At 44.1% G+C, this 14,375-nt stretch carries 17 protein-coding genes; 2 read left to right on the forward strand and 15 right to left on the reverse strand.

The window, feature by feature from the left end:
• Positions 1 to 328: 328 nt before the first annotated feature.
• The 9 genes from tuf to fkpA all read right to left on the reverse strand — a co-directional run bounded on the left by tuf (position 329) and on the right by fkpA (position 7,755).
• Positions 329 to 1,513 (reverse strand): elongation factor Tu, encoded by a 1,185-nt coding sequence (gene tuf, locus P4S58_RS13660; RefSeq protein WP_337164282.1) that lies wholly within the window; start codon positions 1,511 to 1,513, stop codon positions 329 to 331.
• Between the two features lie 121 nt (positions 1,514 to 1,634).
• Positions 1,635 to 3,731, reverse strand: coding sequence for an elongation factor G (gene fusA / locus P4S58_RS13665; RefSeq protein WP_337164283.1), 2,097 nt, complete (start codon positions 3,729 to 3,731; stop codon positions 1,635 to 1,637).
• A gap of 169 nt (positions 3,732 to 3,900) precedes the next feature.
• Positions 3,901 to 4,371, reverse strand: a complete 471-nt coding sequence (rpsG, locus tag P4S58_RS13670; RefSeq protein WP_042490263.1) for a 30S ribosomal protein S7 — start codon at positions 4,369 to 4,371, stop codon at positions 3,901 to 3,903.
• Between the two features lie 112 nt (positions 4,372 to 4,483).
• Entirely contained in the window at positions 4,484 to 4,858 is a 375-nt protein-coding gene (rpsL, locus tag P4S58_RS13675; RefSeq protein ID WP_042490261.1) for a 30S ribosomal protein S12, read from the reverse strand.
• A gap of 178 nt (positions 4,859 to 5,036) precedes the next feature.
• Positions 5,037 to 5,312: a sulfurtransferase complex subunit TusB gene (gene tusB / locus P4S58_RS13680; protein WP_102964729.1), complete on the reverse strand. Its 276-nt coding sequence runs from the start codon at positions 5,310 to 5,312 to the stop codon at positions 5,037 to 5,039.
• Between the two features lie 9 nt (positions 5,313 to 5,321).
• Entirely contained in the window at positions 5,322 to 5,678 is a 357-nt protein-coding gene (tusC, locus tag P4S58_RS13685; protein ID WP_102964730.1) for a sulfurtransferase complex subunit TusC, read from the reverse strand.
• Positions 5,675 to 6,082 (reverse strand): sulfurtransferase complex subunit TusD, encoded by a 408-nt coding sequence (tusD, locus tag P4S58_RS13690; protein ID WP_180980210.1) that lies wholly within the window; start codon positions 6,080 to 6,082, stop codon positions 5,675 to 5,677. The genes tusC and tusD overlap by 4 nt, the downstream gene beginning before the upstream one ends.
• On the reverse strand, positions 6,079 to 6,804 hold the full coding sequence (locus tag P4S58_RS13695; RefSeq protein WP_042490253.1) for a helix-turn-helix transcriptional regulator: 726 nt from the start codon (positions 6,802 to 6,804) through the stop codon (positions 6,079 to 6,081). Before P4S58_RS13695 ends, tusD begins: the two co-directional genes overlap by 4 nt.
• Positions 6,805 to 6,978: 174 nt before the next feature.
• Positions 6,979 to 7,755, reverse strand: coding sequence for an FKBP-type peptidyl-prolyl cis-trans isomerase (gene fkpA, locus P4S58_RS13700; RefSeq protein ID WP_102955673.1), 777 nt, complete (start codon positions 7,753 to 7,755; stop codon positions 6,979 to 6,981).
• A 147-nt stretch (positions 7,756 to 7,902) separates the two neighbouring features.
• Here fkpA and P4S58_RS13705 point away from each other — a divergent pair, with 147 nt between their 5' ends.
• Together P4S58_RS13705 and P4S58_RS13710 are read left to right on the forward strand one after the other, a co-directional pair.
• On the forward strand, positions 7,903 to 8,883 hold the full coding sequence (locus P4S58_RS13705; RefSeq protein ID WP_042490248.1) for a WD40 repeat domain-containing protein: 981 nt from the start codon (positions 7,903 to 7,905) through the stop codon (positions 8,881 to 8,883).
• A 46-nt stretch (positions 8,884 to 8,929) separates the two neighbouring features.
• Positions 8,930 to 9,157: a SlyX family protein gene (locus P4S58_RS13710; RefSeq protein WP_042490246.1), complete on the forward strand. Its 228-nt coding sequence runs from the start codon at positions 8,930 to 8,932 to the stop codon at positions 9,155 to 9,157.
• 23 nt (positions 9,158 to 9,180) lie between these two features.
• Here P4S58_RS13710 and P4S58_RS13715 read toward each other — a convergent pair whose 3' ends face one another.
• The 6 genes from P4S58_RS13715 to miaA all read right to left on the reverse strand — a co-directional run bounded on the left by P4S58_RS13715 (position 9,181) and on the right by miaA (position 14,371).
• The gene (locus tag P4S58_RS13715; RefSeq protein WP_102955671.1) at positions 9,181 to 9,366 is read right to left on the reverse strand and encodes a DUF2065 domain-containing protein; all 186 of its coding nucleotides are present in this window, start codon (positions 9,364 to 9,366) and stop codon (positions 9,181 to 9,183) included.
• A gap of 57 nt (positions 9,367 to 9,423) precedes the next feature.
• Positions 9,424 to 10,404: a protease modulator HflC gene (hflC, locus tag P4S58_RS13720; protein ID WP_042490241.1), complete on the reverse strand. Its 981-nt coding sequence runs from the start codon at positions 10,402 to 10,404 to the stop codon at positions 9,424 to 9,426.
• Between the two features lie 2 nt (positions 10,405 to 10,406).
• Positions 10,407 to 11,609, reverse strand: coding sequence for an FtsH protease activity modulator HflK (gene hflK / locus P4S58_RS13725; protein WP_042490238.1), 1,203 nt, complete (start codon positions 11,607 to 11,609; stop codon positions 10,407 to 10,409).
• Between the two features lie 45 nt (positions 11,610 to 11,654).
• Positions 11,655 to 12,944, reverse strand: coding sequence for a ribosome rescue GTPase HflX (hflX, locus tag P4S58_RS13730; protein WP_042490237.1), 1,290 nt, complete (start codon positions 12,942 to 12,944; stop codon positions 11,655 to 11,657).
• Positions 12,945 to 12,982: 38 nt separating this feature from the next.
• Positions 12,983 to 13,246 carry an RNA chaperone Hfq gene (gene hfq, locus P4S58_RS13735; protein ID WP_042490235.1) on the reverse strand — a complete coding sequence of 88 codons (264 nt, stop codon included), beginning with the start codon at positions 13,244 to 13,246 and terminating at the stop codon, positions 12,983 to 12,985.
• 192 nt (positions 13,247 to 13,438) lie between these two features.
• Positions 13,439 to 14,371 (reverse strand): tRNA (adenosine(37)-N6)-dimethylallyltransferase MiaA, encoded by a 933-nt coding sequence (gene miaA / locus P4S58_RS13740; protein ID WP_042490234.1) that lies wholly within the window; start codon positions 14,369 to 14,371, stop codon positions 13,439 to 13,441.
• Positions 14,372 to 14,375: the final 4 nt, after the last annotated feature.

The raw sequence follows: 14,375 nt of genomic DNA on the forward strand, positions 1-14,375 counted from the left end.
CTGCAACCTTATTAACGACCTTTGTTCGAAATATAAAAAAGAATCGTTCTTATTACCAGTAGGTTTTATCCATTATTCAGAACGATTAGTTATAAAAAAGCAGCGAATTCGGACTGAAAAACACTTAGGTCAACCACCATAAAGAATTCAGAAATTAAGCGACTGTTTTTATGAAGGTTATGGATAGATGTGTGAATAGATATAGATATAGATAAAATCTTTATAACTAAAGCAGATTAATGAGTTAAAACAGGTATGCAATGAAAAAGCAAAAAGGGAAGCCAAAGCTTCCCTTTTTTAATGCGATATTCGCAGTAAAGATTTGCGATTAAGCAATAACTTTAGCTACAACACCAGCACCAACTGTACGGCCACCTTCGCGGATCGCGAAACGTAGACCTTCATCCATTGCGATTGGAGCGATTAGCTCTACAACCATTTGGATGTTGTCGCCAGGCATTACCATTTCTACGCCTTCTGGTAGAGAGATATCACCAGTTACGTCAGTTGTACGGAAGTAGAACTGTGGACGGTAGCCTTTGAAGAATGGAGTATGACGGCCACCTTCATCTTTAGACAGTACGTATACTTCTGATTCAAAAGTAGTGTGTGGAGTGATTGAACCTGGTTTCGCTAGTACTTGACCACGTTCAACTTCGTCACGTTTAGTACCACGTAGAAGTGCACCAACGTTCTCACCCGCACGACCTTCGTCTAGAAGCTTACGGAACATCTCAACACCAGTACATGTAGTAGTTGTAGTGTCGTGGATACCAACGATCGCTACTTCATCACCTACACGTAGAATACCGCGCTCGATACGGCCAGTTACTACTGTACCACGACCTTGGATTGAGAATACGTCTTCGATTGGCATTAGGAACGGCATGTCTACTGCACGCTCTGGCTCTGGAATGTACTCATCTAGTGCTTTAGCAAGCTCGATGATTTTCTCTTCCCACTGTGCTTCGCCGTTTAGCGCGCCTAGTGCTGAACCTTGGATAACTGGTAGGTCATCACCTGGGAAATCGTACTCAGATAGAAGTTCACGAACTTCCATTTCTACTAGTTCTAGTAGCTCTTCGTCATCTACCATGTCACATTTGTTCATGAATACGATGATGTAAGGGATACCAACCTGACGGCCTAGTAGGATGTGCTCACGAGTTTGTGGCATTGGACCATCTGTTGCAGCAACAACTAAGATACCACCGTCCATTTGCGCAGCACCAGTGATCATGTTTTTAACATAGTCAGCGTGTCCTGGGCAGTCTACGTGTGCGTAGTGACGAGCTGGAGTATCGTACTCTACGTGTGAAGTAGAGATTGTGATACCGCGCTCACGCTCTTCTGGAGCGTTATCGATAGATGCGAAGTCACGAGCTGAACCACCGTATACTTTTGATAGAGTAGTACAGATAGCTGCTGTTAGAGTTGTTTTACCGTGGTCAACGTGGCCGATAGTACCAACGTTTACGTGCGGTTTCGTACGTTCAAATTTTTCTTTAGACACGATCGTGTTCCTTCCTAGTTATGATTCACCTTAAGTCACGTACACTCAAGGCGCGCCAGAAATTGCTATTTTATGCGCCAACGCTCGTCAGCGCAATAGATTCGTTATTAATCAAATAACGTTAACCGCGTTCCGCAATAATTGCTTCTGCAATATTTTTAGGAACCTCAGAGTACTCAGCAAACTCCATAGAGTAAGAAGCACGTCCTTGGGTCGCAGAACGTAGGTCCGTTGCGTAACCAAACATCTCAGATAGAGGTACCTTAGCATGGATAATTTTCAGACCAGCAAGGCCATCATCCATACCTTCGATCATGCCGCGACGACGGTTTATGTCACCAACAACATCACCCATCCAATCTTCTGGAGTGGTTACTTCAACTTTCATTAGCGGTTCAAGAATGACTGGGTTTGCTTCGAGCGCACCTTTCTTGAATGCCATTGAGCCAGCGATTTTAAACGCCATCTCACTTGAGTCGACATCGTGGAATGAACCATCGAATAGTGTTGCCTTAACATCCAATACAGGATAGCCAGCTAACACACCGTTGTTCATTTGCTCCTCGATACCTTTCGCTACCGGGCTAATGAATTCCTTAGGAATTGCACCACCAACGATCTCATCAACGAAGACAAAGCCCTGACCTACTTCAGCAGGTTCAATCTTCAGCCAAACGTGACCGTATTGACCACGACCGCCAGACTGACGAACAAATTTGCCTTCAACTTCCGATTTACCACGAATGGTTTCACGGTAAGCAACCTGAGGTTTACCCACGTTGCAGTCAACGTTGAATTCGCGTTTCATACGATCAACGATGATGTCTAGGTGAAGTTCGCCCATACCAGAGATAAGCGTTTGACCCGTTTCTTGGTCTGTTTCAACGCGGAAAGATGGGTCTTCTGCTGCTAGTTTACCTAGCGCGATTGCCATTTTCTCTTGGTCGGCTTGAGAACGAGGCTCTACGGCGATCTGAATAACAGGTTCAGGGAATTCCATACTCTCCAAAATCACTTTGTGATTTTGGTCGCACAGAGTATCACCTGTCGTTACATCTTTCAGACCGATAGCCGCAGCGATATCGCCTGCACGAACTTCTTTAACTTCTTCACGCTTGTTAGCGTGCATTTGCACGATACGACCAAAACGCTCACGCTTTTGTTTTACTGAGTTGTATACAGCATCGCCTGAATTCACAACACCAGAATAAACGCGCATGAAGGTTAGAGAACCTACAAATGGGTCAGTCGCAATCTTAAATGCTAATGCTGAAAACGGTTCGTTGTCGTCAGCATGACGCTCAACTTCGTTGTCGTTTTCATCGATACCTTTGATTGAAGGTACGTCAATAGGTGCTGGTAGATATTCAATCACCGCATCCAGAACCGCTTGCACACCTTTGTTTTTGAACGCACTACCACAAGTAGCCAGCACGATTTCGTTATTCAGTGTACGTTGACGTAACGCTTGTTTGATTTCAGCTTCAGTTAACTCGCCATCATCAAGGTATTTTTCCATCAATTCTTCGCTTGCTTCAGCGGCAGTTTCAACCAAGTGGCTGCGCCATTCTTCAGCAAGTTCTTGCATGTCAGCCGGAATGTCTTCGTATGTAAACGTCATGCCTTGATCGGCTTCATTCCAGTTGATTGCTTTCATCTTGATAAGGTCGATAACACCTTTAAACTCTTCTTCTGCACCAATGTTTAGTTGGATTGGAACCGGAGTTGCACCAAGACGATGTTTAATTTGGTCTACAACGCGTAAGAAGTCTGCGCCTGCACGGTCCATTTTGTTTACAAATACAATACGTGGTACGTGGTATTTGTTTGCTTGACGCCATACAGTTTCAGACTGAGGTTCAACGCCTGATGCTCCACAGAACACAACCACTGCACCATCAAGTACACGCAGTGAACGCTCTACTTCAATAGTAAAGTCTACGTGTCCTGGGGTATCAATGATGTTGATGCGATGATCTTGGAACTGTGCTTCCATACCACGCCAGAAAGTCGTAGTCGCAGCTGAAGTGATAGTGATACCACGTTCCTGCTCCTGCTCCATCCAGTCCATGGTTGCGGCACCATCGTGAACTTCGCCGATTTTGTGAGAAAGGCCAGTGTAGAACAGAATACGCTCAGTAGTGGTAGTTTTACCTGCATCTACGTGAGCACAGATACCGATGTTACGGTAGCGCTCAATAGGAGTTTTGCGAGCCACGATTGAATCCTCTTATTAGAGATAGGGACTATTGCTATAGCTAAAAACGATTCTCAGCTAAAAAACTATCTTCGAGAAAAATACTGTCCTCTAGATATAGCAATAGTTCCTAGCATAAGCATAGGAACTAAAGAAGTGCTGCAAGGAACCTTGCAGCACTGAAAAGGTATTACCAACGGTAATGAGCAAACGCTTTGTTCGCTTCAGCCATACGGTGAACGTCTTCACGTTTCTTAACAGCTGTACCTTTGTTTTCTGACGCGTCTAGCATTTCAGCAGCTAGGCGAGCAGCCATAGATTTTTCACCACGCTTGCGCGCAGCTTCAACTAACCAACGCATAGCAAGTGCGTTACGGCGAACCGGACGTACTTCTACTGGTACTTGGTAAGTTGAACCACCAACACGGCGAGACTTAACTTCTACCGCTGGGCGTACATTTTCAAGAGCTTCTTCAAATACAGCTAAGTGATCTTTACCAGATTTCTCAGCCATAGTGTCTAGTGCAGTGTAAACAATTTTTTCTGCAGTAGATTTTTTACCGTCAACCATAAGGATGTTAACGAATTTTGCCAGCAGTTCTGATTTGAACTTTGGATCTGGAAGGATCTTACGCTGACCAATAACGCGACGACGTGGCATGGATTTTCTCCGTTGTCTTCTTCAGGTTTTATCCAAAACTTTTCAGTTTTATCAAAAAATACAAATTAATTTAGTGTTTGGCCTTACTTAACGCTTTCTTTACAGAGAAAAATTAAGACTTAGGACGCTTCACACCGTACTTAGAACGAGCCTGTTTACGGTCGTTCACGCCAGCACAGTCAAGTGCACCGCGAACAGTGTGGTAACGCACACCTGGAAGGTCTTTAACACGACCACCACGGATTAGAACAACTGAGTGCTCTTGAAGGTTGTGACCTTCACCGCCGATGTACGAAGTCACTTCGAAGCCGTTTGTTAGACGTACACGACAAACTTTACGAAGTGCTGAGTTAGGTTTTTTAGGTGTTGTAGTGTAAACACGAGTACATACACCACGTTTTTGTGGGCACGCTTCTAGTGCAGGCACGTTGCTTTTAACAACTTGCTTTACACGAGGCTTACGTACCAACTGGTTAATAGTTGCCATTAACTAGCTCCTGATTTGCTGAAATTAGCTTTGTGAAAAATCTATCCCTACTTACAATGCGTAAATAGGGACGCAAAATTCTATGCAGCAGTGGGATGTGTGTCAAGAAATATACAGATCTTTTTTTAGCCCATTACTGAGGATAAAAATGAACGAAATTTGATAAAGAGATGAATAATTACCAAGATATTGATTTTGCATGGTTTACTGTCAGCTCAACAAACTCGAATTTATTGATGATTTGAATGTTTTCTGCCGTCTTTTTCGACCACCCTCTCGCCAGAAGATCCTCTTCCAAAACAAATACCAGATTCGTCTGTGCAATTTGCTTGAAATACTCAGAATGTTCACTGGTTGCGTAAACGGCATTTTCCACCAGCAATAACGCATCTTCTTGTAGCAGGTAACGAGACACAAGCTTCAGTTTTTCCAAAGATTTTACGATGTGTAGCACGTGAGCCCCTTAGAAAGTTAAAAGTTGGTCAAACTCATTCCACTGAGCTGCGATTTGCTGTGAGGACAGAATTTCTCCCTCAATAACCAAGTCGCTCGAATCAAGCCCCCAGTCTTGTAGGCTTTGAGAGCAAATATAACGCTGCTCAATATCATATAAATCAAGCAGTTTAAAAGCGCTAATGTAATCACGACTCAATACTTGAGACGGTTCCTGATCCTTGAGGAGTTGCAGTACCCCTTCTCCAATGAAAAAAATGGCTAAATCTTCGGAATAGGCAGAAGCGGCTAAAATCGCGTCCAGCCCTTCACGTGCGGAAGATGTAGCATGAGGAGGAGTATGAAAAATAAAGGCGACTTTTTTCAAAACTGAATCACTCTATCCTGACTAAGCAACGCTTCGGCTAGACTACCCAGCCCAGATTGCTCAAAGTGCTCTGCAAGATTATCTGAAGGCAATTGATGCTGACTTGCTTCTTCTTTGCCAATCACACCACGACGTAATGCTGCAGCTACGCACGTTTCCAAACGAACCTGATGCTTAGTCGCCAGTGATTGCCATGCTTTGACCAGATCAAACTCATCGTTGGCGGGAACCGTCAGTGATGATGCATTGAATACACCGTCTTGATAGAAAAAGACGCTTTTTAGCTGGTGCCCTTTTTCTATCAAAGCTTGTGCAAACAAATAGGCATTACGTGCAGACTGAGTTCCGTACACAGACCCATTGACCACTAAGGTATAAGTCAACGAAGTGTGGTTCGAACTCACGCTTCATCATCCTCTGTTTTACGCTGACGGATATACAAATAAACAGTGTGCTTAGAAATATTCAGACGGTCCGCAACGCGGTTAATCGCATCTTTAATATCGAAGATACCTTTGTCGAACAGCGCCATAACGATCTGACGGTTCTTAGTGTTATTCGACACGGTTTTATCCGTGTTGATTTCTTCAATTGTGCGTTCAACCGTTTGGTCCACAAGCTCTTCGACATCGCTCGCGAAGTTAACTGAAGATGCAGCATCTTGCGCTTCTTGAGTTGGCATAAAAGATTGAAGAACTTGAGAGAATGGAGCATCAAGGTTGACGTTAATACACAGCAAACCAATAACACGATTCTCACCATTACGAATGGCAACCGTAATGGATTTCATCAAGACACCACCCTTCGCGCGGGTAAAGTAAGAACGAGAAAAATTGCGTTCTGAACCTTCAATATCTCTCAGCATCTTAAGCGCAAGGTCGGTGATCGGTGAGCCGACTTGTCGACCTGTGTTTTCACCATTGGCGATTTTAATTGCAGAGGTATTTAAATCTTCTAATGAGTGCAAAACAATCTCACAAAAAGGACCAATCAAGCTGGCGATACCATCTACAACAGCTTCATAAGAGCGCAAAATCACCTTGTCGTGCTCAGTGAATGGTTTCACGTGCACGGATTCCATTTCGAGCAGCATGTCTGCATTATTAAATGTTTCTGTTGTTGTCACTGTACTTTGACCTTAAAACGCAAAATCAACAAATTGTTGTAAGTCTATCAGAAAATTTTATTTGAATGCTTAGCTATATCACTAACAAGTGATTTGAGACAAATTATGTGCTCAAACTCACTGAAAGAAAAAAGACCTGAACAAGTCAGGCCTTTATCAACGATTAAAGATAACTTATTGAGCCGCAGCGTCACCGTTATCAATTTTCAGTAACTCAACTTCAAATACCAGTGTTGAGTTCGCTGGAATTGTTGGCGTGTCTTGTTCGCCATATGCAAGTTCAGGCGGAATAACGAACTTGAATTTTGAACCAACAGGCATCAACTGAACACCTTCTGTCCAACCCGGAATAACTCGGTTTAGAGGGAATGTTGCTGGCTCACCACGATCGTATGAACTATCGAACTGAGTACCGTCAGTCAAAGTACCTTTGTAGTGTACTTGAACAGTATCGGTTTCTTTTGGCTGTTCGCCTTCTGCTGGCGTGATCACTTGGTAAAGTAGGCCCGATTCAGTTTTCTTCACACCTTCTTGCGCTTCAAACTCAGAGCGGAACTTATCGCCCGCTTCTTTGCTTGCTGCTGCTTTCTCAGCCGCTTTCGCTTGCATGGTTTCAGCCACACGTTTGTCCAACGCTTCTAGCGCCGCGCGAGTATCTTCTTCAGTAAGTTCTGCTTTGCCAGCAAAAACGTGTTCAATACCCTGAAGTACAAGATCTTTGTTTAGTTCGATACCAATTTCACGAGGCTTGTCTAAGCTGGTGTTTAGGTAGTTAGCGAAAGAAACACCAATAGCGTATGCCGCTTTATCATCGTCCGTTTTAAAAGTGACTGCCTGAGCTTGCTCTTGTGCTGCCGGGGTCGCTTCCGTTTTCGGTGCTTCATCTTTCTGGCAGCCGACTGCAAGAATGACTGTTGCAGCTAGCAGTGACACTTTAAATAGTGATTTCATTGAATTCTCCAAATTGTTGGCAAAGCTTATTTTATTGGTAAAGCTTCAGTATCATGCACAAAATCAGTTATCTAACTGGTGCATAACAAAAAGTTGTACCAATATAGCGGTATGTTTTGAGATTGTCTCTACGGATAATTAGACCTAATGCGGATAATTTATCATCTCACACTCTGTTTTACTGTCATCGTTGCGTTAAACGGCTGCTTTTTCTCTGGAAAAGAGCTAGAGCGCTGGGATTTAGAACCCAATGGTTCTGCCAGTTTCGGCTTAAGTCGTGACGGCCGATTCGCTCTTATCTATTCCCAAGAACACCAATTGGTTCTCTGGGATTTAAACTCTCGCGAGCAACTCGCGGAGCTCGGCGCTCAGGATCCACAGCAAAACACCGTATCACGTATTCGAATTTCGGATAACGGACAATTTGCCGTTACAGCTAGCCAAATTAACTTTGCCGTTTGGAATCTCGCTTGGTCACAAGCAAAAGGGCTGTGGTCCATATCCGATGGATTAATCCGTGATATTGATATCAGCAGCGATGGTCAACAAGTCTTACTCGGTCTGTCTAATGGCAAAGCCATCTACGTCGATTTAGTCAGCGGAAGACGGATGGAGTTCCTCGCACACCAAGAAAAAGTCAATTCTGTCGCTCTTTCACCGAACGGACGCTATGCCCTCACCGGTGGCAATGACTATAAAGCTTACTTTTGGGACACAAAAACAGGACAAATCATCCACACCTTTGAACATCAGCAAAGAGTCAATCGAGTCGCACTGCAACGTGATGGTAAATTCGCTTTTACTTCTGATGGTGGAGATGAATCTTTTATCTGGCAACTACCAAGTGGAACTCAGCAAGCACAGTTACACAGCTTTTCTCGCCAATTAATATTTTCTACAGCCCGCTTTTCTGATGACGGAACTTTGTTAGTCACAGGAACCCCATCAAGCCGAATAGAAGTTTGGGACAGTAAAACCGGCGATAAACTGGATAGCTTTGAAGCTGAGCCGAGAAAAGATGCGCGCCCTCCGCGAGCAGTAGTGTATGATGCCGCTTTCGATTCAAAGCAGCGAATCATATCAGGTACCTCCGCAGGCATAGCACAAGCTTGGCAGATGAGTAATTAAACCTGTAGAACGAACAACTGTAGACCATGACGATATGGGTATTACGATGACAGAACAACACACAGTACAGTTACAGCAACGTATTGATGATTTGGAATGCAAAGTTGCGTTTCAAGAACAGACGATTGATGAGTTAAACGAAGCTCTTGCTCAGCAGCAGTTATTGATCAACAAAATGAAAGATCAAATGAAATATGTCGTTGGGAAAATGAAAAATATGGAAACGTCAAATATGGCGGATCCAAGTAAAGAGCCACCACCTCCACATTACTAGCGCTCTCTGGTAAATCATGGGTTTTAAGCAAAGTAATACGCGATAACGGCACCCGCCACCACTAGGCACCCACCAAGGCGACGAAGTTGATTATCCGGTTGTTCACTAAGTTGAGCGACCATTTGCCGCCAGCCGTTGGGGGCAATTAAAGGGCCAAGTCCTTCTACCACCAGCACAAGTCCCAGTGCCATCCAAAGTGAATTCGACATTATTTGTTCCCATAAAGAAAGGCTCCCAAAGGAGCCTTTTAGTCAAATTTAAATGCGTTATTTCGCAACAGCGCCTTTTGCATTATTCATATACTGGAAGAAGTCACTCTTCGGATCCAACACTAGAATGTCGCCTTTATTGCTGAACGATTTCTCATAAGCTTTTAACGAACGTACGAAACTGAAGAACTCAGGATCTTTGTTATACGCTTCAGAGTAAATTTTCGCCGCTTTTGCGTCAGCTTCACCGCGAGTAACACGCGCTGTTTTATCTGCTTCGGCTAGAATAGTCGCCACTTCAAGTTCAGCTTGAGCACGGATAACTTCCGCTTTCTCACGACCTTGAGAACGGTGTTTACGAGCAACAGATTCACGTTCTGCACGCATACGACGATAGATAGATTCACTGATTTCGTCAGGTAAGTTGATTTTCTTCATACGGAAGTCAACCACTTCAACACCTAAGTCTTTCATCGCACTCTTACGAGTATCGTTAAGCACGTTTTCCATGATCTGATCACGCTGACCATCAATTTCTAACGCTTGCTTCGCCGCTTCAGTTGTTACAACTTCCGCATCTGCACTGTCTGGTAATACATCTTTGTTGCGAGGACCAGAAACGATCTGCTTGATTTCGCGCGAACCGATTTCAGAACGTAGTACGTCAGTCACTTTACGCTCAAGTAACGCTTCAGCAGTCAGGGCATTACCGCCACCTGTTGCTAAGTAGTATTGACCGAAGTCTTTGATACGCCACTTAACATAAGTATCGATAATTACGTCTTTTTTCTCTGACGTTACGAAACGGTCAGAACGGCCATCCATCGTTTGAATACGTGCGTCTAAAGATTTCACACGGTCAAACAAAGGCATTTTCATGTGTAGGCCAGGTTCGTAAATTTTCGCCGCATCGTTAGCATCTTTCATTACTCGGCCAAAGCGAATAACAAAGCCACGCTCACCTTCCGGGATGACGAATACTGACATCAACAACAAAGCAAGAACAACAACCACTACAGGGATCATTAACTTACGCATAATTAGTATCTCCCTTGACGTGAAGTAGTTGAACGATTTTGAGTATCGGTCTCGTTATCTGTAGCTGTACGTTGAGACTCTAACTCAATGTGGTCATAAGTCGCTGAAGACTTGTCTGAACGTTTGGTCGGCGTTGTTTGTTGACCTACTAACTTATCCATTGGCAAGTAAAGCAGATTACCGCTTGATTCAGAGTCAATCAGCACTTTAGAAGTATTGCTGTACACTTCTTCCATCGTGTCTAGATACATACGGTTACGTGTAACTTCAGGTGCCGCTTTGTATTCAGGTAACAGTTTTTCAAACTGAGCAACTTGACCCAATGATTCGTTAACTACTCGCTCACTATAACCCAACGCTTCTTTTTTCAGACGTTCTGCACGACCAGTCGCTTTAGGAAGAATCTCGTTTTTGTAAGCTTCTGCTTCACGAATGAAACGCTCTTCATCCTCACGAGCCGCAATCGCATCGTCAAAGGCATCTTTAACTTGCTCTGGCGGACGAGCAGACTGGAAGTTCACGTCAACAATCATTAAGCCCATATCGTAGCTATCAATGACTTGATTTAGCGTCTCTTGAGTGCTTTGACGAATTTGTTGGCGGCCACTTGTCAGGATGCTATCCATCAATGAGTCACCAATCACCGCACGTAGCGCTGAATCTGTCGCTTGGCGTAAGCTGTCGTCAGCATTGGTCACACGGTATAAATACTTGAACGGGTCAGCAACACGGTATTGAACATCCATTGCTACCGTCACAACGTTCTCATCTTTAGTCAACATAAGACCTGATGCACGCATTGAACGGATTGCCTGAATGTTTACTGGTGTAACTTCATCAATAAAGCGAGGACGCCAGTTCAGACCTGGGTCAACAATACGGTCGTATTTACCTAGTCGTAAAACCACGCCGCGCTCAGCTTCGCTGATGGTATAGAAACCAGCAAAGAACCAGATAGCAATAGCGATAACTGCGATAACACCAAAACCAATGGCACCACCACCAGGGAAAGAAGGCCCTTTACCGCTTCCACCTTTGTTACCAAATTTTCCGCCCAGTTTTTGACTTAGCTTGTTAAATACTTCGTCCAAATCTGGCGGACCTTGCTCACGGCCGCCTTTGTCACCACGATTATTGTTATTACCCCAAGGGTCATTATCGCGGCCATTGTTGCCGTTGTTATTTCCGGGCTCATTCCACGCCATTAGAAAGCTCCATCATTTGATATGACGTTATACTTTAGCAGTCCTTTAAGTAACTATAAAGTCACGTAAAACTGCCTCTTCTCTTTTTTCTAGTCTAGACCAATCTACTTGCTGCATACGAATTGATATCAGCAAATTGCCATCAGAATCATACTCTTCGTCTTGAATGCACTTCATTTGGAAGAACGTACTGCGAATTCTACCTTGATGTTGTGGTGGAACACACAATCTGTATTCAACTATTTGGCTAGCCAGACGCTCTGTCAGAGCTTGGAATAGCAGATCAATGCCTAAACCATCCATCGCCGAAATCCATACGGTTCTCGGCAAACCTTCATCATCTCTTTCAATGCGAGGTTCTTGAACGTCTAGATTGTCAATCTTGTTCATGACTAGCAGGGTTGGCACTTCGTTAGCGTCAATCTCCTGTAACACATCATTTACAGCTTGAATATTCTCACGAAAACGGTCATCGCTGGCATCAACAACATGTAACAAAATGTCAGCTTCTTGCGTTTCTTGTAACGTCGCCTTAAATGCCGCTACCAAATCATGCGGTAGATGACGAATAAACCCTACAGTATCAGCCAAGATTGCAGGGCCGACATCCTTGAGTTCAATTTTTCTAAGCGTAGGGTCCAGCGTTGCAAACAATTGGTCTGCAGCATATACCCCAGCTTCAGTGATTCGGTTAAATAGGGTCGATTTACCCGCGTTGGTATAACCAACCAATGACACCGTAGGTATCTCTGCACGGGTTCTAGCACGCCTACCTTGCTCACGCTGCTTAGCTACTCGATCTAAACGGCGCAAAATCGCTTTAATACGTTCACGCAGTAAACGTCTGTCGGTCTCTAACTGAGTTTCACCCGGTCCACGTAAACCGATACCACCTTTCTGACGCTCCAAGTGAGTCCAACCACGAATCAAACGAGTCGAGATGTGACGTAACTGAGCTAACTCAACTTGCAACTTACCTTCATGGGTACGAGCGCGTTGAGCAAAGATATCGAGGATCAAACCCGTTCTGTCTATGACACGACACTGGCAAAGATGTTCGAGGTTACGTTCTTGGGCAGGAGAAAGAGAATGGTTAAAGATCACGACATCTGCTTCTGTCGCTTGAACCGCTTGTGCGATCTCTTGGGCTTTACCTTCACCAACATAATATTTAGGGTGAGGAGATTGACGACTTCCTGTTACAACTTGAAGTGTCTCTACTCCTGCAGAAGATACCAGCATTTGACACTCGCTGAGATCTTCCCATTCACCCTGTTGCGTGAAGTTGATATGAACAAGTACGGCTCGCTCACCGGCTTCATAACGGTCAAACAAGCTATCAACTCCTTAATAAATATAGCTTTATGTTACTATTAATCTTCTGATTTCTCTGAAGGACGATCTGAAGGAGAACGCTCTGCAGTGTGGTGACTTACTGGACGAGCAGGTACCACAGTAGAAATTGCGTGCTTGTAAACCATTTGGTTAACAGTGTTCTTCAGTAGGATCACAAATTGATCGAAAGACTCAATTTGGCCTTGTAGCTTAATGCCGTTAACCAGATAGATAGACACTGGAATACGCTCGCGACGTAATGCATTTAAGAATGGGTCTTGTAGAGATTGCCCCTTAGCCATTTTATTTTCCTTATTTGTATTTTGTTGTAGTTATTTAGCTAGCGGTGCACTAAAAGTCTGTGCAGACCATGCCTATGAGCTAAATGAATAAAACCCCGTTGTTACTAGATATGGTGATAAAAACACCAAAAACAAGTAACGATCCCTGACAGGGTAAATTACGCAAAAGCGATCACATTATACACAGCGAAATCAATCTAACGCTATGGCATTTGAAACTGTTTCGAATGCAAGATCAATGTTTTCACTATCTAACCAAGTTAGATCATCCCAGCTGCGCAACCAAGTGATCTGGCGCTTGGCCAATTGACGGGTTGCACAGACTCCACGAAAGATCGCTTCATCTAAAGTACAGTTCCCATCTAAATAGTCCCACATCTGTCTGTAGCCAACACATCGAATCGACGGCAGATCAGGATGAAGATCTTTTCGAGCATAGAGTGCTTTCATTTCATCTTCAAATCCATTCTCAACCATTTTTTCGAATCTTAGCTCAATTCGACGATGGAGCTCTGCCCTTTCCTTGGGTGCTATTGCAAACTGCTTAACTCGAAATGGAAGTGGTTCTCCTTTCGTTTTAGTCAGCTCAGTTAGAGTTTTACCTGAAATTCGATAAACTTCCAATGCCCGTGACAATCTTTGTGGATCATTTGGGTGGATTCTCTCAGCAGAAACCGGATCGATTGCTTTTAACTGGTCATGCAAAGCATCCCAACCCAGTTCGATCGCTTCTTTTTCAATCTGTTGACGAATTTCTGGATCCGCCGCCGGAAGTGGCGATAACCCCTCCAACAGCGCTTTGTAATAAAGCATTGTGCCGCCCACCAGCAGTGGGATCTTGCCCTCGGCAACGATGTCGTTCATTTCTTTTAGTGCATCGCGTCTAAAATCCGCAGCAGAATAAGATTCACTCGGATCCAAAATATCAATTAAGCGATGCGGAGCAAGTTCTTGCTCGCGAGCGTCAGGCTTGGCTGTACCAATATCCATACCTTTATAAATCAAAGCCGAATCGACACTGATGATTTCAATCGGGTACTTTTGGCGCAGGCGTATTGCCAGCTCTGTTTTGCCCGATGCGGTTGGCCCCATAAGAAACAGAGCTAAAGGTAATTGTTTGGTCATGAGT

Source organism: Vibrio sp. Hal054 (assembly GCF_037162405.1).
GTDB lineage: Bacteria > Pseudomonadota > Gammaproteobacteria > Enterobacterales > Vibrionaceae > Vibrio > Vibrio diazotrophicus.